The organism is Aliidongia sp. (assembly GCF_035943795.1).
Classification (GTDB): domain Bacteria; phylum Pseudomonadota; class Alphaproteobacteria; order ATCC43930; family CGMCC-115725; genus Aliidongia.
In genome coordinates this window covers 1-19,487 of record NZ_DASZBY010000023.1, presented here as the reverse complement: position 1 = coordinate 19,487, position 19,487 = coordinate 1, and the positions used below count along the sequence as shown (strand labels likewise).

Here is a 19,487-nt window from a genome sequence, read left to right as displayed (position 1 = left end):
CAGGCCCGGGGCGGGGGCCGATTCCGCTGGTCATTTCCGCGGGCGGTACCTGTATAAATGACCAGCCGTTTCCGTCTCGGGCACCTCCTTGATGATATTCGATAAATTCCCGGTCCGTGGTCGCATCCTGGTGCTGTTGACGTTGGGCAGCCTGCTGGTCGGGCTCGATCGGGCGGGACTGGCGCCGGCGGTCGAGGGTGTGCGCGACGCGTTGCGGGTGCCAAGCCCCGCGCTCGACATCAGCTTCAGTGCCTATAGCCTGGGATTTTTCCTATCGCTTGCATTTATCGGCCTGCTGGTCGAACGGCTCGGCTCCGCGCGCGTGCTGCTCGGCTGCGGCATCCTCGCGGCGGTTGCCATGGTCGCGACCACGGCCACGGTCCATGTGATCGGGCTGGCCCTGAGCCGCCTCGTGCTCGGGCTTGCCGCCGGCGGACTGTTGCCGGCCGCGACCGTGATGCTGGCCCAGTGGATCCCGCAGCAGGAGCGGGGTGCCGCCCAGGGGCTGATCCATGGCGCCTACTGGCTGGGCCCGCTGGTCGCCGGCAGCCTGGTCGGTGCCGCGGAGGCGCTGGGCTCCTGGCGCGGCGCCTTCCTGGTACTTGCCGGGCTGGGTGGTGCCTGGTGCTTTCTGTGGTATCGGATGGGGGCGGGGCTGCAAGCGGCGCCGGATCCGCTGCCGATCTATTGGCGCGGCCATATCCGCCGGTTCCTGCTGCCGTTCGGCCTCGCCTTCGCGCAATCCTGGGCGATCGCGCTGGTGATCCAATGGGTGCCGGCCTATCAGCTCGAGACCTGGCATCTGAACATCATCGGCTCGCCGCTTCTGACCGGGGTCACCGCGGCGGCCGCGGCCTGCGGCGTGGTGGGCGGCGGCTACGCCTCCGACTGGGTGTTGCGCGACAGCGGCAATATCCGTCCGGCGCGCCAGCTGCTGCCGGGGATCGGCTTCCTCGGCGCCACGATCGGCCTGTTCGCCATGCCCGGGCAGCACGAGATCGAGACCATCATCCTGTCGACCGGGGTGACCCTGTTCTTCCTGACGCTCGCGACGGCGCCGCTCTGGTCCCTGGCGCTCGACATCAGCGCCGAGCATCCGGCGATCGGCTCGCTGTTCATCGGCCTGGGGGCGGCCCTGGCCCAACTGGCGGGGCCGCTCACCCTTGCCCATATGACCAAAGCGTGGTGGCTGGGTCCGACGCTCGGGCTGCCAATGCTGCTGGCGGCTGGCATCGCCGCATTCAACCTGCGTCCGGACCTCGGCATTCCCGAACCGCCGCCGCCGCCGACGGACGAGGAAGAGGACGAGAAGACCGCCGCCAAGAAACCGGCAAAGAAGCACTGACCATGGTCGAACTCTACCTGGATGCCGATGCCTGTCCCGTGCGCGAGGAAGCCTACAAGGTTGCCGACCGCCATGGGCTCGTCGTGCATGTCGTCACGGCTGGCAACGTCCGGGTCCCGCGCGATCCGCGTGTCCGCCTCATCCTGGTCGAGGCCGGGCCTGACGCCGCCGACGATTGGATCGCCGAGCGGATCAAGCCGGGCGACATCTGCGTGACGTCGGACATCCCGCTGGCGTCGCGCTGCCTCAAGGCAGGCGGCCGCGCGGTCGGCCCGTCGGGCCGGCGCTTCACCCCCGACAACATCGGCGAGGCGCTGGCGTCGCGCGAAATCGCCCAGCACCGGCGCGAACTGGGCGAATTGGGCGGCGGCCCGCGCCCGTTGGCGCAGCGCGACCGATCACGCTTTCTCGACGCGCTGGAGCAACTGGTCCAGGCGAGCAGGCGTTCGGCTTGAAACATCCTTCCTTCCCAGAACCGGAATCCATCATGCCTTCTTCGAACAGCCCGCGCGTCGTCATCGTGATGGGCGTCTCCGGCTGCGGAAAATCCACGATAGCCGCCATGCTGTCCGGCCGCCTGCGCTGGGAATTCGAGGAAGGCGACGCGCTGCACCCGCCGGCGAACGTCGCCAAGATGGCGGCGGGCCAGCCGCTCGACGACAAGGACCGTGAGCCCTGGCTTGAAGCGGTCGCGGCCCATATCGACTACTGGCGCGCACACGGGCGGTCCGGCGTCATCACGTGCTCGGCATTGAAACGCCGCTACCGCGACGTGCTGATCGGCGACCGGAAAGACGTGCGGATCGCCTATTTGAAGGGCAGCCGCGAATTGATCGCCAACCGCCTGGCCGCGCGCCAGGGCCACTTCATGCCGGCGGCCCTGCTCGACAGCCAGCTGGCGGCACTCGAGGAACCGACCGAGGACGAGCACCCCATCACGGTCGAGATCGGCCCGCGTCCGGAAGCGATCGCGGCGCGCATCGCGGAAGAATTGGAGCGCTGGGAGGGAACCGCCCCGCCGCTTGACTAGCCCTTGCGCACGACCTCGATGCCATCGGCGCGGGCGATGATCACATCGGTGGCGAGGCCGATGAACAGGCCGGTTTCGACAACGCCGACCAGGCTCTTGATCGCCGCCTGAAGCTTGGCGGCTTCGGTGATCGGGCCGAAGTCGCAATCCAGGATGAAATTGCCACCGTCGGTGACGAAGGGCATGGCGTCCTTGCCCAGGCGCAGCTTGGGCCTGGCACCCAGGCCGCGCAGGTGGCGTTCGGTCGCCTGCCAGCCGAAGCGCACGGTTTCGACCGGCACCGGCGTGCGGCTGCCGATGGTGCCCTGCAGCTTGGTCTCGTCGATGATCACGGCCATGCGCCTGCTGGCGCCGGCGACGATCTTCTCGCGCAGCAGCGCCCCGCCCAGGCCCTTGATCAGGGTCAGGTCGGCGAGATCGACCGCATCGGCGCCGTCGATCGTCAGGTCGACCACGTCGTGGGTCCCGAAATCGGTCAGCGGAATGCCGAGGCGCTGGGACTGGGCCGCCGTGACTTCCGACGTCGGGATGCCGACGACCTTGAGGCCGCTTGCCACCCGGACGCCGATCGCATCGACCGCCAGCGCCGCGGTCGAGCCGGTGCCGAGCCCCAGCACCATGCCGTCCTCGACCAGTTCGACCGCCTTCCCGGCGGCGAGGCGCTTCAGGCGCTGGACGTTGTCTTCGGTCATCGGGGTCTCCGCAAAAGTTCAGACCGAGACGGTCGGGCGCAGCGCGCCGATCGCCTTGGCATAGTCGTTCGAGCCATAGACGAAGGCACCCGCCACCAGCGCGTCGGCCCCGGCGGCGATCACCTTCGGCGCGGTCTCGGCATTGATGCCGCCATCGACCTCGATATAGGGGCTGAGGCCCCGGTCGTTCGCCATCTGGCGCAGGCGCGCGATCTTCGGCACCACGTCATGAATGAATTTCTGGCCGCCGAAGCCGGGATTGACCGACATGACCAGGATGACGTCGCACAGCGGCAGCACATATTCCAGCGCCTCGGGCGGCGTCGCCGGATTGAGCACGGCGCCGGCCTTCTTGCCCAGATCGCGGATCTGACCCAGCACCCGGTGCAGGTGGGTGGTCGACGAGGTTTCGGCATGGACCAGGATATGGTCGGCGCCGGCCTTGGCGAACGCTTCGACGTAGCGTTCCGGCTCGACGATCATCAGATGCACGTCGAGCGGCTTCGCCGTCGCCCGCCGGACGGCTTCGACCACGAGCGGGCCGATGGTGATGTTGGGCACGAAGCGCCCGTCCATCACGTCGACATGGATCCAGTCGGCACCGGCCCGGTCGACCGCGGCGACTTCTTCGCCCAGCTTCAGGAAATCCGCCGACAGGATCGAGGGGGCGACGACCACCGGCCGGTCGGGCCGGGTAGGGTTGGCGATGCTCATGGAACGGCCTCGGCTGGAATGACCCGGCGGGTGTGCGAGAAAACACCCGCCGGGTCAAGCATCGGCTCAGTCTTTCGGCGTCTCGACATGGCCGCCGAACTTGTGGCGCATGGCCGACAGCAGTTTCTCGGCGAAGGTATTCTGTTGGCGCGACCGGAAGCGGACATAGAGCGCCGCCGACAGAACATCGGCCGGCACGGCCTCCTCGATCGCGGCGTTGATCGTCCAGCGCCCCTCGCCGGAATCGGCGACCGAGCCTTCGAACCCGTCGAGCGCCGGATCTTCGGCCAGAGCCATCGCGGTGAGGTCGAGCAGCCAGGACGAGACCACGCTGCCGCGCCGCCAGACCTCGGCGATGTCGGGCAGGTCGAGCGAGAAGCGATGCTCCTCAGGCAACAGCGGCGAATCCGCGTGGCGCATGATGTCGAAGCCCTCGGCGAAGGCCTGCATCAGGCCATATTCGATGCCGTTATGGACCATTTTGACGAAATGGCCGGAACCGGACGGGCCGCAATGGAGGTAGCCCTGTTCGGGCCGTGGATCGGCGCCGGCCGGCCGCCTGGTGCGCTCGATCGTGCCGATGCCGGGCGCCAGGGTGGCGAGGATCGGATCCAGGTGCTGGACCGCGTCCTTCGTGCCGCCGATCATCATGCAATAGCCGCGGTCCTTGCCCCAGACGCCGCCGGACGTGCCGACATCGACGTAGCGGATGCCTTTTTCAGCCAGCTCCTTGGCGCGGCGGACGTCGTCCTTCCAGAAGGAATTGCCGCCGTCGATCAGGATGTCGCCGGGATCGAGCAGGGCGCCCAGGTGCTGCACGACCTCTTCGGTGACGGTGCCCGCCGGCAGCATGACCCAGATCGCGCGCGGGGTCGCGAGTTCGCCGACCAGCGCTTCCAGCGACGAAGTGCCGATCGCGCCATGCTCGGCGAGCGCCCCGACCTGGGCGATGCTCTGGTCATAGACCACGCATTCGTGGCCATTGGCCATGAGCCGGCGGACGATGTTGCCGCCCATCCGGCCGAGACCGATCATACCAAGCTGCATCTGCTTCTCCGTCGATCGGTCTCTTGGGGCGCCGAGGCGGATGCCTCAGGCCAGCGCCCGACCGATCGCCGACGCCAGCCGTTCCAACCCTGCCACGGGATCGGGTCCCAAGTGAACCCTGAGCACCCGGCGGTCCCGTTCGGCCAGCACGGCGAAATCGCCGCGGGCCTGGGCCGCCTTGACCACGCCGAACCCATAGCGCTTTCCAGGCACGGGGAGTTCCTCGGCTTCGTCGCCGGTGATCTGGATGAACACGCCATTGTTGGCGCCACCCTTGTAGACTTGGCCGGTCGAATGCAGGAAACGTGGCCCGAATCCCAGGCAGACCGCCGCGCGCGTGCCGTCGCGAATGGTGAGGCGCGTGCGCTCCAGAATGGCCTGGGTCTCTTCGTTCATCGGCAGGAAGGCCAGTAGGGCCGCGTAGTCGCCCGTTCCGATGCGCGCCAGATGGGCTTTCAGATAGGCCTCGACGGTCGGACTCTCGGCGACCGCGCCCAGTTGGGCGGCATTTGCCGAATCCGCGTAGAGCTTGATGTCGCCATCGACCAGGATCGGCGTCTCGCCGGGCAGCGAGCCCGACTCCTCATAGGCGTCGGTCAGCTTGCGGGCCGCGATCTTGGCGGATTCGACGTCCGGCTGGTCGAACGGATGGATGCCCATGGCGGCGCCGACCACGGCCGTCGCGATTTCCCAGCGGAAGAATTCCTGGGCCACGCCATAGGTGTCGGCGACCTCGATGCGGACGACTGGATGGCCGGCATCGGCCAACGCCTGGATCGCCGCGGCGCGGGGGTCCGGATGCCCTTTCAGCGCCAGGTGCACGAACAGCCGGTCGCGACCATAGATCGCGGGGGCGCTGACCTGCTTCGCGTCGATCGGCACGATGCCGCGGCCGCCCTTGCCGGTCGATTCCGCCAGCAACTGCTCGGCCCAGCCGCCGAACGCATCCAGGCCGGGACCGGAATAGATCGTGAGCTTGTCCCGCCCCTCGGCAAGGCCGGCGGCCAGGATCGCGCCCAGCAGCAGGCCCGGATTCTCTGTGGCCGCCGTGTCGGGTTTGCAGGCGGCCGCCATGGCGAGCGCCGAATCGATCAGGCGGGACAGGTCGAGCCCCATGGCGGCGGCCGGAACCAGGCCGAACGGCGACAGCACGGAATAGCGCCCGCCGATTTCCGGATCGCCCAGGAACAGCCGCTGAAAACCCTCGGCCTTGGCCAGGCGCTGCAAGGCCGAGCCAGGATCCGTGATCGCGACCAGGCGATGGGCCGCTTCCTTGGCGCCGACGACTTCGGTCAAGGCTGCCTCGAAATATGCTTTGAGCGCGTTCGGCTCTAGCGTGCTGCCGGACTTGCTCGACACGATGACGAGCGTCCGGGCGAGGTCGAGCGACGCGTGTATAGCGCGGATCTGGGTCGGGTCGGTCGTGTCGACGACATGGAACTTCGGCCAACCGGCCTGGGTTCCGAAGGTACGGGCCAGCACTTCGGGTCCGAGGCTCGATCCGCCCATGCCCAGCAGCAGGACATCGCTGTAGCGCTGGGCATCGGTGCGGAAGCCGGCAAGTCCGCCCAGGGTCTGGCGCATCCGGTCGGGAATGTCGAGCCAACCCAGCCACCGCCCTTCGTCGCCGCCCGTCCACAGGCCGGCGTCGCGGCCCCACAAGCGGGCGATGCCGCCATTAGCCTGCCACTTGGCGAGTTCGCGCGCGACCGCCTGGTCGAGCGCCGGCGGCAACGCGGTCGTGAGGCTACTTAGGGTCTGCATGGGGCGGGGGGCCTCGGACGCGATCATCGCGATGTCTCCTGTAGATCGGCGGATATCAAGGTTCTACCCACGAGCCTCGTCCGGATCGGGCGATCGGCAGGCATGGAAAATCGTTAACGCCGAACATGAACGCTTCAGTTGGGGCAAGCATTCATTTTTTTCGTCGCTTTTCCGGTGATTTTCGTCGCTTTCCGATTGCCCCGTCCATCAGCGGGCCTATCGTTGAGCCCGCAAGTTTTTCGACTGAAGGACCGCCTCAAATGCCGATCAATAATCGTATCGCGGATTTCCATGCCGATCTCACGGCCTGGCGCCGGGATATCCACGCTCATCCGGAAATCGCGTTCGAGGAACATCGGACCGCCGCCTTGGTCGCGGCCAAGCTCGAGGAATTCGGCATCGAAGTGCATCGGGGCCTGGCCGGTACCGGCGTGGTCGGCACGCTGCGCGGCAACCAACCGGGCGAGCGGACGATCGCGCTGCGCGCCGATATGGACGCCCTGCCGATGCCTGAGGCGAATGATTTCGAACATGCCTCGACGGCACCCGGCAAGATGCACGCCTGCGGTCATGACGGGCACACGGTCATGCTGCTGGGCGCCGCGCGCTACCTGGCCGAAACGCGCAATTTCGCCGGCACGGTGCATTTCGTGTTCCAGCCGGCCGAAGAGGGCGGCGGCGGCGGCCGGGTCATGGTCGAGGAAGGGCTGTTCGACAAGTTTCCGACCGAGGAGGTCTACGGCATGCACAATTGGCCGGGCCTGCCGGCCGGCCAGTTTGCCGGTCGCGTCGGACCAGTGATGGCAGCGACCGACCAGTTCGAGATCACAATCGAGGGCCGGGGCGGCCATGCTGCCCAGCCGCACAAGACGGTCGACCCGGTCGTGGTCGGATCGCAGGTGGTGGGTGCGCTGCAGACGATCGCCAGCCGCAACGCCGACCCGATCAAGAGCGTCGTGGTCTCGGTCACGCAGTTCCATGCGGGATCGGCCTTCAACGTCATCCCCCAGTCGGCGTGGCTGTGCGGCACGATCCGCACGTTCGACGCCGGGATCCGAACCCAGGCACGCGAGCGGATCAAGGAAATCGCCGAGGGCGTGGCGCTTGCGTTCGGCGGCAGCGCCACAGTGAATTTCCGGTTCGGCTATCCCGCAACGGTCAACCATCCGGACCAGACCGAAAAGGCGCTTGCCATCGCCGAGCGTGTCGCCGGTGCGGGCAACGTCGATCGCGAGATCGACCCGTCGATGGGCGGCGAGGATTTCGCCTACATGCTGCTGGAGCGGCCTGGCGCCTATATCTTCATCGGCAACGGCCCCGAGGTCGAAGGCCAGAAGCTGCACCAGGTCAATTACGACTTCAACGACGAGATCCTGCCGGTCGGCGCCAGCTATTGGGCGCAGCTGGTCGAGGACGTGCTGGCCCGCGCGGCATAGGGGAAAAGGGCGGTCTCCCTTGCCGGGACGACCGCCCTTTTCCTCGTCAGATGACGTGGAACAGATACAGCAGGATGATGACCGGGATCGGGATCCCGACGGCCCAAAGCAAAACACCGCGCATGGTTTCTCTCCTTTTGGGATGGTCGATCCGAATCGAGCGATCCCAGGCATCCGCCGTGGTGAAACGCCAATCGATTGCGGGCGATGGGTTTGCCGTCGTGGCCGGACGGTCACGGCCGGCTTGGCTCACTTGCTGGCGTACTTGAACTCTGGTAGCGCCTTCAGCTGGTCCTTGTTCCCGCCAGGCAGCACGACGCGATCCTGCTGGAAACGTAGATTGTCGTAATGCACCACGACGAGCTTCGAGCCCAAGCCCAGGAACCCGCCGACCGAGATCACGGCGAACGGCGCCTTGCCGTCGCTGCTGATGATGACGTCGTCGATCTTGCCGATCGACTCGTTCGCGTCGTTGACGACGGACGCGCCGATCACCTTGGAGGCCCGGAATCCGGTCGCGAGCGGCGCCACGTCGACCTTGACCAGGCTGACCGTCTGCGGCGCGCCCTGGGCGAACGCCTGATGGGAAAGGGGGAGGGCAGCCAGGACGGCCGCAACCGCCATCATCCTGATACGCATGGGAAGCTTCCTTCTCGTTCTTGGGCGAAAATGCCCCGGTCCCGGTTGGGACCGAGGCGCGCCAACAGCCGGCGGCTCAATGCTTGATCGCGTCCTTGGCCTTGCCGTAGGCGTTCTGGACCTTGCCTTCGACCTTGTCGGCCTTGCCGGAGATCTCGGTCTTGGGGCTGTTGGTGGCCTTGCCGACGGCTTCCTTGACGGCGCCCTTGGCTTCCTTGGCAGCGCCCTCGATGCGGTCCTTGTTCATCATTCCTCCTTCGATGCCGGTCAGTGACATCACAGGAAATAGAACGCGTGTTTCCGGGTTTCGTACCAATATCGGAGGCGAAATTATTCCTGGAACCCAGCAGCCGCCTCGCGAATTGATAGCGCGCAGCGCGTCAGGGCGTGCCGCCGGCACGGATCGCACCAGCCGCCGCGAGCGCATCGATCTCGCCCGCGTCGAAGCCATGTTCCAGCAATATTTCGCGCGTGTGCTGACCATAGAGCGGCGCAGGACGGACGCTGCCGCCGGGGCTGTCGGAAAATTTCACGGGCAGGCCCAGCGCCTTGACCGGGCCGGCGACCGGATGTTCGGTCTCGACGATCATGGCGCGTGCCAGGGCCTGCGGGTCCTCGTGCATCTGGTTGACGTCGAGAACCGGTCCGGCCGGCATGCCCGCGGCATCGAGCCGGTCCAGCCATTCGGCCGACGAATGGCGGCGGAACCGGGCGGTCAGTTCGACCTCCAACTCGGCCAGATGCGCCATGCGGTCCGGATTGGTGCGGAAGCGCATGTCTTCCGCCAGTTCCGGCGTGCCCAGCACCTCGATCAGCCGAAGCCAGTTCGGCTGGTTGGCGGCGCCGACCGTGATCCAGCCGTCGGCGGTCTGGAACGCCTGGTACGGCGCGTTCAGCGGGTGGGCCGAGCCCATCGGCTGCGGGGCCATTCCCGTCGCGAAGGCGATCGCGGATTGCCAATAGGTGTGGGTGATGCCGGCCTCGAACAGCGAAGTGTCGACCATCTGGCCCCGGCCGGTCGCGTGCCGGTGGTTGAGCGCCGCCAGGATGCCCATGCAGGCGAGCAGGCCGGCCGTGATGTCGGTGACCGGGGCGCCGATCTTGATCGGCGGCCGGCCCGGCCCTTCACCGGTCATGCTCATGAGCCCGCTCATGCCCTGGGCGACCAGGTCGAAGCCGCCTCGGTCGGCATAGGGACCCGTCCGGCCGAAGCCGGAGATCGAACAATAGATCAGGCGCGGGTTGTCCGCCTTCAGCGCGTCATAGCCGAAACCCATCCTGGCCATGGTGTCGCGCCGGTAATTCTCGGTCACTACGTCGGCATCGGCCAGCAGGCGGCGTAACACCCGCTTGCCGCCCTCGGTCTTGAGATCGAGGGCCACGCCGCGCTTGTTGCGGTTCATCATCAAGTAAGCCGCGGACTCGCCCCCGATCGACGGCGGCACAGACCGGCGCGTGTCGTCGCCACCCGGGATCTTCTCGACCTTGATCACGTCGGCACCCATGTCGGCCAGCATCAGACCGCATGTCGGCCCGGCCATGACATGGCTGAGTTCGATCACTTTCAGGCCGGCCAGCGGACCGAACGGGCGGGTGGGGGTGGACATGGGGCACGCTCCGGCATTTCACGAGGACGAAGCGACAGTGAAAAGGGACCCGCCGGTTCGTTCAAGGCAGATCGGATAATTTTACGACGTAAAAAGCGCCTGCGGCCATATTCCCTCCGCAATTCTATCGTCAGATTGTCCGGTGACACCTCCGGCCAGATCGCTTATCAAGCGGCTGGCTCCTGACGCGGATGATCCTCTTGTCGCAATCATTGAAATTCGGCCTGTCCCTGGTCGCGTTCGCGGCCCTCGGCGGCTGTGCGCCCGACTATTCACCCAATACCTACAATGCCGCGGCAGTGCAGCAGGCCAACAAGGTCGAAACCGCCGTCGTCGTGGGCTTCCGTCAGGTCAACATCAGTGCCGCGGGTACGGTGGGTGCCGTGACCGGCGGTGCCGCCGGCGGTATCCTCGGTTCGCAGGCCGGACCGTCCAGCACGGCGTCCGCGCTGGGCGCGGTCGGCGGCGGAATCGTCGGCAGCATCCTGGGCACCGGCATCGAGCACGCTACCGCCGACACCACCGGCTGGGAATATATCGTCCAGAAGCCGAACGGCGACTTGCTGTCGGTGACCCAGCGCGAGCCGCAGCCGATCCCGCTCGGCCAGAAGGTGCTGGTCATCACCGGCAACCAGGCGCGTATCATCCCCGACTATTCGGTCGCCAAGGACCCGCCGTCGGCGAAGGACAAGCCGGCCGACAAGGACAAGGCCGACGAGAAGGAAAAGCCGTCAGCCCCACCGACCCCCGTCGTCCTGCCGCCCGCGGCCACCACGGTGGAGCCACTGCCGCCGCCCAACATCTCGGCACCACCGCCCGAGACGACCGCTCCACCGACGGCGCTGACACCCGAGCCCGCGCCGCCGCCGGCTGCGGTTGCCGCACCGGTCCCGGTGCCGGAAGCTGCGCCCCAGTAAGCCCTGGCGTCGGGACCTACCCCAGACTCTTCGTCGCCATTTCGAATGTGCCTTTCGACAGGTTCTCGGTCGCGAGTACGCGTGCGAGCGCCTGTTTCATCAGTCCCTGGCGCGCTTCGTCCTGGCGGCGCCAGGTGCCGAGCGGCACGACCATGCGCGCGGCGATCTGGGCGTTGATCGGGTCGAGCGCGATGACCTGGTCGGCCAGGAACGCGTAGCCGCTGCCCGAGGCATCGTGGAATTTCGACGGGTTCGCCATGGCGAAGCCGGCGATCAGTGCGCGGGCGCGGTTCGGGTTCTTCACGTCGAACGCCGGGTGCTGGGTCAGCAGGCGGACATGGTCGATCGTGCCGGGCAGCGACGACATCGCCTGGATCTGGAACCAATTGTCGATGACCAGGCCTTCATCCACCCAGCGCCGATAGAAGGCAGCGAGCGCGGTCTCGCGCGGCGGTCCTTCTACGTCGACCAGGATGCGCAGCGCCGCCAGCACGTCGGTCATGTTGCGCTGGGCCTGGAACTGGGTCTCGACGCGCTTGATCGCGACGGGGGTCCGGGTCGCCGCCAGATAGGCGAGCGCCACGTTCTTCAGCGCGCGCCGGCCGATCGATGCGCCGTCGGCCTTGAACGGCCCGGTATCGTCGAGGGCCGCATAGGTCTCCGTCAGCGCCGCTTCGAGATGGCGGCCGATCTCGGCGCGCAGGAATTCGCGGGCGGCATGGATCGCCTCGACATCGACCACGGCCATCTGGTCGGCCAGGAATGCCTCGCCCGGCAGGATCAGCGCTTCGGCCCGGAAGGCGGGATCGCCGTCGTTCTGGGCCAGCGTGGCGGCCTGGGCCGCCAGGAAATCCGGCGGCACGGTCAACGTCTCGCCCCGTCGATAGGCCGCGATCAGGTCGAGCAGCAGGGTGATGGCGACCTGCTGGCCGGACTCCCAGCGCGTGAACGGATCGGTGTCGTGGGCCGCCAGATGCTTCAACTGCTCCAGCGGCACGCCCTTCAACTTGATCGGCGCCGAAAAGCCGCGCAACAGCGACGGGATCGGCCGGGCCTTGAGGCCGGCGAAGCGGAAGGTCTGCTCGGTCTCCTCGAGCGTCAACAGGCGCGTGCCCTTGCGGCCCTTTGCTTCGCCGTCGAGCCGGATCGGCAGTTCGGCACCCTTCTTGTCGAGCAGCCCGACGGCGATCGGGATGACCAGGGGCTGCTTGTCCGGTTGACCCGGCGTCGGCCCGGTTTCCTGGCGCAGGGTCAGGTCGTAGGTGCCGGCCTTGGCGTTCCAGGCTTCCGTCACGGTCACTTCCGGCGTGCCCGCCTGTCCGTACCAGCGCTTGAAGCGGGTGAGGTCGATGCCGCTCGCATCCTGCATCGCGGCGGCGAAATCCTCGATCCGTACGGCGTCGTTGTCGTGCCGCAGGAAGTAGAGATCCATCCCCTTGCGGAAATTCTCGGGTCCCAGCAGCGTGTGGATCATGCGCACGACCTCGGCACCCTTCTGGTACACGGTCGCGGTATAGAAATTGTTGATTTCGATGTAGCTGCCCGGTTGCACCGGATGGGCGAGCGGGCCTGAATCCTCGGTGAATTGCCGGGCGCGCAACGAGCGCACGTCGGAGATGCGCTTGACCGCACGGCTGCCCTGGTCGCCCGAGAATTGCTGGTCGCGGAAGACCGTCAGCCCTTCCTTCAGCGACAATTGGAACCAGTCGCGGCAGGTCACGCGATTGCCGGTCCAATTATGGAAATACTCGTGCGCCACGACCGTCTCGATGCCCTCGTAGTCGGTGTCGGTCGCGATTTCGGGCTTCGCCAGGATGTATTTGGTGTTGAAGATGTTGAGGCCCTTGTTCTCCATGGCACCCATGTTGAAGTCGGACACGGCTACGATGTTGAACACGTCGAGGTCGTATTCCAGGCCAAACACCTCTTCGTCCCAGCGCATCGAGGCCTTCAGCGCCTCCATGGCATGGCCGCATTTATCCTCGTCGCCGCGCCGGACCCAGATGGCGAGGTCGACGCGCCGCCCCGACCGGGTGGTGAGTTCGTCGCGCGTGCCGACCAGATCGCCCGCGACGAGGGCGAACAGGTAGCTGGGCTTCGGATGCGGATCCTGCCATTTCGACCAGTGACGGCCGTGGGAACTGACGCCGCTGTCCGTCGGGTTGCCGTTCGACAGCAGCACGGGATAGCGCTTCGCGTCGGCGACGATGGTCGTTGTGTAGCGCGCCATGACGTCGGGCCGATCGAGGAAATACGTGATGCGACGGAACCCCTCGGCCTCGCATTGGGTCGTGAAATTGCCGCCGGACTTGTAGAGACCCGACAGCTCCGTGTTGTTTTGCGGCTCGATCCGCGTCTCGATGTCGAGCGTGAATTCGCGCGGTGCGTCGGGGATGGTCAGCGACTGGCCATCGACCTGGTAGCGGTTGGAGCCCAGAGCGTCGCCGTTGAGCGCGACCGAAATCAGCGTCAGCGCCTCGCCATCGAGCCTGAGCGGCTTGCTGCCGTTCCCCGATGCCGGATTGCGGCGTATGCCGAGGCGCGATTTGACCGTCGCATGATCCTCGTCAAGCTCGAAGACGAGATCGACCGTATCGATCAGGAAATCCGGGACCTGGTACTCGGCAAGGCGAATGGTCTTGGGTGGGGTGGAATCGCGCAGGGCGTCGAGCATGGTTTCTCCGGAAGGCGTCCTCGGACCGCATGGCGTGCAGTCTAGCCGAGGCGGGGCGCCCAGGGAAATGCCGGAAACCGGCTGGCCGGTATCGTGTTCCCTGGTTCAGCCCGGCGGCGATGCGGCCGGGGCCGGGGCCAGCCCGCCGGGCGGTGCCGCGCGGACCGACGGCGGCACGACCGGTCCATGGGGTTTTGCCGCGACCGGTGCCGGTGCGCCATTCACCTTCTGCCATTGCTGGAACCGCTCGAACAACACTGCCTTCTGCTCGACCGACGGCGACGGGCTGGCCGTCTGCTTGGCCTGCTGATCCAGATAGACGTCGAACGCACGGCGCAATTCCGCGTCGGCCGCGGCCGACGGGCTCTTGCCGTGGCGACGCAGCCATTCGGTGGCCGGATCGAAGCGCCGCCAGCCGGGCAGGTCGGCGGCCAGGTTGACTTCGCGCCATTTCGGATGGCGCGGCGCCACCAGGAACTTGTCGAACGAGCCGAAAAAGCTTTCGACGAAGCTGCCCGCCCGCGCATAGCGCTCGGTGTTCGGCGGCAGATTGTAGATCGCCATGACGGCGCCGACCGCGACGGTATCGATCGGGGCACCTTCCGCGATCAGGGTCGGATAGTCCTCGTGGCCCAGCTGCGCCGGAAGGTAGGTGGCCAGCAGCGCCGGGTTCTGCGGCACGGTGATGAAATGCAGGCCCTGGGCGGCGTCGAGCGTCGAGAACAGCTTGGCCGGCTTGCCCACGACGAAGATGGCGGCGTCGATCTTGCCGGCGGCGAGGGCCGCCAGCGCGTCGTTCTGGCCCAGGTGACTTTCCTCGATCGGGATGCCCAGCGACTTGAAGACGATGCCGGCGGTCATGCCGGTCCCGCTGCCGTCCAGATCGGTATTGACCTTGCGGCCTTTCAGGTCCTCGACCGATTGCACGTCCCGGCTCGCGAGGATATGGAACTCCTCATTATAGAGCTTGGTCACGTAGCGGATCTGGTCGAAGACGTCGGCATTCTTCGGATCCTGGCGCAGGAAAGTCAGCGCATCGGACTGGACGATCGCGATGTCGACACCGCGCAGATAGCGCAGATCATAGAGATTCTGGACGGATCCCTTGCCGATCATCGGCAGCACCCGCAGCGTGCCGCCGGCATCCAGCACCGCGCTCAGGTCCGACGCGATCCGCAGGTAGGTACCGTCGATGCCGCCGGCCACCACACCGATCCCGCCCTGCTTGGCGAGCGTTTTCGGATCGTCGGCCAGCGCCGACGCTCCCGTGCCGAGCGGCCCCAGAATGCCGATCGCCAGCACGAGTCGCACGATCCATCTCATTCCAATCCCCTATAGTCGCGGGAAAGTCAGGATTAAGAAACGATTGCAGATTACCACTCTCTTATCTGTTGAAATATCGTGGACTGCAAGTTAAGTTTGCGGTATCAGCGTAATCTGAATTAACAAGCGGCTCGGCGAACCCGTACTCGACCTTTAAATGAGGTGAGTTGACGATGGTCGACCATCGGCCTGACGATGAGAATCGGTCCTTTACATCGGACGGCCCGGCCGTGCGATTTTTCGACGCGCCATTTTTGCGCGAAAATTTGGACGACGTTACACTGGCGCTGGGTTTGGGGCGGCCGGTCTTTCTATTAGGACCTGCCGGTAGCGGCAAAACCGCGCTGGCGGATCAGATCGCCCTGCGCCTGACCCAGCGCTATGGCGTGGCGCGCGTCGAGGGGCGACCCGATCTGGCGCTGGACGATGTGGTCGCGGCCTGTCGTCGGAGCTTCGCCGCGGGCGCCTGGGATCTTGCGAGCGGAGATGCCGATGCGTGGGAGCCGGTACGGCCGGGCAACGATCTGGTGATCGTCGATCGGGCGGAGGCGGTGTCACCTGCCCTGATCGAGCAGCTGGTGGCCGCGTCGAGCGGTTCGTCCGGCGTGTTGCCCAGTCATCGCATCCTGTTCGCCGGCCGCGAGACGGTGGCCGAAGTCATCGACGCCGGCCATGTCCGCAATCACTGGGGCGCGCCCGTCGTCGTCGAATTGGCGCCGTGGCGTGGCGACGCCGTGGCGCCGTTCCTGCGGTTTCGGCTGCAGGTCGAAGGGCTCGACGACCCCGATCGGCTGTCCGACGCGGCGATCCGGACGGTCGCCGCCGAGGCCGATGGCAATCCCGGCCATATGCTCGATCTCGCCCGGCGCGCGCTGCGCCCCGTGGTGCGGGATCTGCCAGACCGGATCGAGCCTTCGACGGAGCCGGTCCTACCGCCCGGCGCTCGCCGGACGACCATCACCAAATTGGCGGCGGCCGAACGTCCTCCCCGGCTCGTCCTCGCCGAACCGCCGGCGAGGACGGTGCTCGCGCTGAGAGAGACGGAGGCGGTCGATGCCGACCAACCGACGCCTGGCCGCCGGCGAATGCTGCGGTTGGGATTGCCGGTCTTCGTCGTTGCAGCTCTCGGCTGCCTGGTCTGGGTGCTCGATTGGCCCCTGCCGTTGGGCCTTCTGATGTCGCAGCAGGTCGCCGTCGCGGCGCCACCGGCCGTGCCGATCCCGGTGCCCGTGGCGCTGCCGCCGGTTGCCGAGGTCCCGCCGGTCGTCATCCCCACGGAAGCGCCAAGCGCCGCGCCCATCCTCGCCGAGGTGATCGTCCCGGCGCCGGCCGTCGTCGAACCGCCCGTCACCCCAACCGCCGCGCCGGAGCCGCCACCCCCTGCCGTCGTGTCTGCCGTCGCGCCGGCCGCTGTGCCGGCGATCCCGCGGCGGGCGGGTGTTGAGGCGCCCTCCGCACCGGCGATCCCCGTGGGAATGCTGATTGCCCGGGGCGATGCCCTGCTCGCCAACGGCGACTTCGCGGCGGCTCGCCTGTTCTATCTGCAGGCGAGCCGGGCCGGCAGTGCCGAGGCGGCGACCGCTGTTGCTCGAACCTACGATCCCCTGGCCCTGACGCGTCTGGGCGTGGTCGGCGCCCGGGGCGAGCCGGACAAGGCGATCGAATGGTATCGCAAGGCGCTCGACCTGGGCGACCCGACCGCGTCGGAGCCGCTGCAGCGCCTCTCCTCGCCTTAGCCCACCCCTCGCAGCAGCCAGTTGCTGAAGGCCTGCATCCCCGCGGTCTTGCGCCTGGATTTCAAAGCGGTCAGCCAATAGGCGCCGGTGGTGATTTCGGCATCGAACGGTCGGACCAGGCGGCCGTCGGCCAGTGCGTGGGCGAACATCCGGACCGGGACCAGTGCCACGCCAAGCCCCTGGGCCGCAGCATCGGTCATGGTGATCGAGGAATCGAACACCGTGCCGCGCGGCGTCGGACCGGCGAAACCGGCGGCGGCGAACCAACGCGCCCATTCGTCCGCCCGATAGGATCGCAGCAGTATCTCCTGGCCGAGGTCGGCGGGTGTTCGCAGCCGCATCGCGATCTCGGACGTGGCGACCGGCGACAAGGGCGCGGGAAACAGCGGCACCGCTTCGGTGCCGTGCCAGGATCCATCGCCGAACCGGATCGCGTAGTCCAGACCTTCGCCGGCCAGATCGACGCGGTTGTTGTTGGTCAATAGACGCAGGTCGACGTAGGGATGGGCCGCGTGGAACGTCGGTAGCCGCGGCAGCAGCCAGCCGCTGGCGAAGGTGCCGACTGCGCCGACCGTGACCACTTCGCGGAAATGGCCGTTCTCGAACCGGTCCAGCGTCGCCTGGATACGGTCGAACGATTCTTCGAGCGCCGGGATCAGCGCCGAACCTTCGTCGGTGAGCGCGAGGCCCCGCGGCAGCCGGCGAAACAGGCGGACCCCCAAAATTTCCTCAAGGCTGCGGATCTGGTGGCTGATCGCCGCCTGGGTCACGCACAGCTCGAGGCCGGCCTTGGTAAAGCTCAAATGGCGAGCGGACGCCTCGAAGGCGCGGAGGGCATTGAGCGGCACTTGAGATCGCAGCATGGAGTTACCGACAAAATTTTCTAATGGGTCGCCGGATTTATCATCATTTGTCAAGCGGTCGGCCGCCGCGCCACCTTCCGCTCGCTTTGACAAGGAGCGTGGAATGCTGACCAGACGACAGTTGATGAAAAACACCAGTGCGGCAGCGGCAGGCGCGGTGCTGACCGGCGGCCTGTCTCGCCTGGGCCGGGCGGCCGACGGCGGCTTCGGCTGGCTCGCCGGCCGATTGGCGGCGATCGAGGCACAGAGCGGCGGCCGGCTTGGCGTCGCCGTACTGGATACCGGCACCGGCGTCCGCTCAGGGCATCGCGCCGGCGAGAGGTTCCCGATGTGCAGCACTTTCAAGCTGTTGGCGGTCGGCGCGGTACTGACGCGGGTCGATACCGGGCGCGAGCAGCTCGACCGGCGCGTCCGGTTCGAGGCGTCCGACGTCGTGGTGAATTCGCCGATCACCAAGGACCGCACGGGCGGAGACGGCATGACGCTCGGTGAGCTTTGCGCGGCGGCGATCGACTATAGCGACAATACCGCCGGCAACCTGCTGCTGCGCAGCTTCGGCGGTCCCGCGGCCCTGACCGCCTACGCCCGCTCGCTGGGCGATCTGGTCACCCGACTGGATCGGATCGAGCCGGATCTGAACGAAGCGACGCCGGGCGATCCGCGCGACGTGACGACGCCCGTTGCCATGCTGGCCAACCTGCGACGGCTGGCGCAGGGCGATTTCCTGTCTGCTTCATCGCGCGACCAACTGGTTCGCTGGCTGCAGGCCAACAAGACCGGCGATGCGCGGCTGCGGGCCGGGTTGCCGCCCGGCTGGCGCGTCGCCGACAAGACGGGATCGGGCGAACGCGGCTCGACCAACGATGTCGGCCTGGTCTGGCCGCCGGACGGCGCGCCGATCCTGGTGTCGATCTACTTGACCAACACCAAGGCGCCGCCGGAGCACCGCAACGCAACGCTGGCAGCGGTCGGCCGTGCCGTCGCCGAGGCAGTGCTCGCCTGACGATTTGCGGTGACCCGATCGGGTCACCGCTCCCCCGAAAGCTGGGCTTATTGGGTCACCCTCACCGGGTTGTGTTTCTCGACGAACTCGATGGCGCCGCGCAGCACCTCGATGCGCGACGGCCCCCTGGACAACCAATGGTCCTCATTCTTGATGGCGACGAGTTCGACCGGCTTGCCGTTCGCCTTCAGCGATTGGGCCATGCTCTCGCTCTGGCGCGGCGAAACGACCGTATCGTCCGCGCCATACATCAGCAGGATCGGAGCATCCGCATCCGCGGCCCGCTTCATGGGAGAAAGAGCGTCGACGGCGGAACTGCCGTTCGTTTCCGTGCCCATGTACCGATGAAGCGTGCGCACGGAGATACTGTCGTTCTGCCGGCGCTCCGAGCCATCGGTGCCGGCTTTCAAGCTCAGCAGGGCGTTGAGGTCCGAAATGCCGCCGTAGGACACGGCACATCGGTAGAGTCCATGCTGGACCGTGACGCCGGCAAGGGCTGCATAGCCGCCGTAGCCGACGCCGACGATCGCGACACGATGATCGTCGATCGTGCCCTGGCGCGCCAGCTCTGCGACACCGTCCGAGATGTCGGTCTGCATCTTGCGGCCCCATTCGCCGAAGCCGGCATCGCGGAACACGGTTCCGAAGCCTCCCGAGCCCCGGAAATTCGGCTGGAATACGGCGTAGCCTCTTCCGG

19 protein-coding genes are annotated in these 19,487 nt (G+C 67.0%); 7 read left to right on the top strand and 12 right to left on the bottom strand.

Annotated features, from left to right (window positions below):
- Positions 1-91 precede the first annotated feature (91 nt).
- Genes VGV37_RS03770 through VGV37_RS03760 form a run of 3 tightly spaced genes read left to right on the top strand, consistent with a single transcriptional unit; the run spans position 92 to position 2,375 of the window.
- Positions 92-1,345, top strand: coding sequence for an MFS transporter (locus tag VGV37_RS03770; protein ID WP_326878292.1), 1,254 nt, complete (start codon positions 92-94; stop codon positions 1,343-1,345).
- A gap of 2 nt (positions 1,346-1,347) precedes the next feature.
- Positions 1,348-1,800 (top strand): YaiI/YqxD family protein, encoded by a 453-nt coding sequence (locus VGV37_RS03765; protein ID WP_326878280.1) that lies wholly within the window; start codon positions 1,348-1,350, stop codon positions 1,798-1,800.
- Positions 1,801-1,832: 32 nt separating this feature from the next.
- Complete coding sequence (locus tag VGV37_RS03760) at positions 1,833-2,375, top strand: gluconokinase (RefSeq protein ID WP_326878279.1); 543 nt, start codon at positions 1,833-1,835, stop codon at positions 2,373-2,375.
- Here the strand turns inward: VGV37_RS03760 and rpiA are convergent.
- The 4 genes from rpiA to VGV37_RS03740 all read right to left on the bottom strand — a co-directional run bounded on the left by rpiA (position 2,372) and on the right by VGV37_RS03740 (position 6,619).
- A complete protein-coding gene (gene rpiA / locus VGV37_RS03755; RefSeq protein WP_326878278.1) occupies positions 2,372-3,067 on the bottom strand; it encodes a ribose 5-phosphate isomerase A in 696 nt (231 codons plus the stop codon). The two genes, VGV37_RS03760 and rpiA, sit on opposite strands and share 4 nt — an antisense overlap.
- An 18-nt stretch (positions 3,068-3,085) precedes the next feature.
- Positions 3,086-3,781 carry a ribulose-phosphate 3-epimerase gene (gene rpe / locus VGV37_RS03750; protein WP_326878277.1) on the bottom strand — a complete coding sequence of 232 codons (696 nt, stop codon included), beginning with the start codon at positions 3,779-3,781 and terminating at the stop codon, positions 3,086-3,088.
- 66 nt (positions 3,782-3,847) lie between these two features.
- Positions 3,848-4,828: a phosphogluconate dehydrogenase (NAD(+)-dependent, decarboxylating) gene (gene gnd / locus VGV37_RS03745; protein WP_326878276.1), complete on the bottom strand. Its 981-nt coding sequence runs from the start codon at positions 4,826-4,828 to the stop codon at positions 3,848-3,850.
- Between the two features lie 45 nt (positions 4,829-4,873).
- A complete protein-coding gene (locus VGV37_RS03740) occupies positions 4,874-6,619 on the bottom strand; it encodes a bifunctional transaldolase/phosoglucose isomerase (protein WP_326878275.1) in 1,746 nt (581 codons plus the stop codon).
- Between the two features lie 233 nt (positions 6,620-6,852).
- Between VGV37_RS03740 and VGV37_RS03735 the strand changes: the two genes are divergently transcribed.
- The gene (locus VGV37_RS03735) at positions 6,853-8,028 is read left to right on the top strand and encodes a M20 aminoacylase family protein (RefSeq protein WP_326878274.1); all 1,176 of its coding nucleotides are present in this window, start codon (positions 6,853-6,855) and stop codon (positions 8,026-8,028) included.
- 46 nt (positions 8,029-8,074) lie between these two features.
- On the opposite strand, the gene VGV37_RS03730 is transcribed toward VGV37_RS03735, so the two are convergent.
- The 4 genes from VGV37_RS03730 to VGV37_RS03715 form a co-directional block, all read right to left on the bottom strand.
- On the bottom strand, positions 8,075-8,281 hold the full coding sequence (locus VGV37_RS03730; RefSeq protein WP_326878273.1) for a hypothetical protein: 207 nt from the start codon (positions 8,279-8,281) through the stop codon (positions 8,075-8,077).
- Complete coding sequence (locus VGV37_RS03725) at positions 8,278-8,667, bottom strand: PRC-barrel domain-containing protein (protein WP_326878272.1); 390 nt, start codon at positions 8,665-8,667, stop codon at positions 8,278-8,280. The genes VGV37_RS03730 and VGV37_RS03725 overlap by 4 nt, the downstream gene beginning before the upstream one ends.
- A 76-nt stretch (positions 8,668-8,743) precedes the next feature.
- A complete protein-coding gene (locus VGV37_RS03720) occupies positions 8,744-8,914 on the bottom strand; it encodes a CsbD family protein (RefSeq protein WP_326878271.1) in 171 nt (56 codons plus the stop codon).
- A gap of 133 nt (positions 8,915-9,047) precedes the next feature.
- Positions 9,048-10,274 carry a CoA transferase gene (locus VGV37_RS03715; RefSeq protein ID WP_326878270.1) on the bottom strand — a complete coding sequence of 409 codons (1,227 nt, stop codon included), beginning with the start codon at positions 10,272-10,274 and terminating at the stop codon, positions 9,048-9,050.
- Positions 10,275-10,474: 200 nt separating this feature from the next.
- Between VGV37_RS03715 and VGV37_RS03710 the strand changes: the two genes are divergently transcribed.
- Positions 10,475-11,191, top strand: coding sequence for a hypothetical protein (locus VGV37_RS03710; protein WP_326878269.1), 717 nt, complete (start codon positions 10,475-10,477; stop codon positions 11,189-11,191).
- Positions 11,192-11,207: 16 nt separating this feature from the next.
- Here VGV37_RS03710 and pepN read toward each other — a convergent pair whose 3' ends face one another.
- Complete coding sequence (pepN, locus tag VGV37_RS03705; RefSeq protein ID WP_326878268.1) at positions 11,208-13,865, bottom strand: aminopeptidase N; 2,658 nt, start codon at positions 13,863-13,865, stop codon at positions 11,208-11,210.
- 105 nt (positions 13,866-13,970) lie between these two features.
- Complete coding sequence (locus VGV37_RS03700; protein WP_326878267.1) at positions 13,971-15,188, bottom strand: TAXI family TRAP transporter solute-binding subunit; 1,218 nt, start codon at positions 15,186-15,188, stop codon at positions 13,971-13,973.
- Between the two features lie 266 nt (positions 15,189-15,454).
- On the opposite strand from VGV37_RS03700, the gene VGV37_RS03695 reads away from it, so the two are divergent.
- A complete protein-coding gene (locus VGV37_RS03695) occupies positions 15,455-16,924 on the top strand; it encodes a hypothetical protein (RefSeq protein WP_326878266.1) in 1,470 nt (489 codons plus the stop codon).
- Here the strand turns inward: VGV37_RS03695 and VGV37_RS03690 are convergent.
- Positions 16,921-17,787, bottom strand: coding sequence for a LysR family transcriptional regulator (locus VGV37_RS03690; RefSeq protein ID WP_326878265.1), 867 nt, complete (start codon positions 17,785-17,787; stop codon positions 16,921-16,923). The two genes, VGV37_RS03695 and VGV37_RS03690, sit on opposite strands and share 4 nt — an antisense overlap.
- Positions 17,788-17,890: 103 nt before the next feature.
- Here VGV37_RS03690 and bla point away from each other — a divergent pair, with 103 nt between their 5' ends.
- Positions 17,891-18,790, top strand: coding sequence for a class A beta-lactamase (gene bla / locus VGV37_RS03685; protein ID WP_326878264.1), 900 nt, complete (start codon positions 17,891-17,893; stop codon positions 18,788-18,790).
- Positions 18,791-18,837: 47 nt separating this feature from the next.
- On the opposite strand, the gene VGV37_RS03680 is transcribed toward bla, so the two are convergent.
- Positions 18,838-19,487 (bottom strand): alpha/beta hydrolase family protein (locus VGV37_RS03680; RefSeq protein WP_326878263.1); only part of this gene is annotated, 650 nt, incomplete at its 5' end.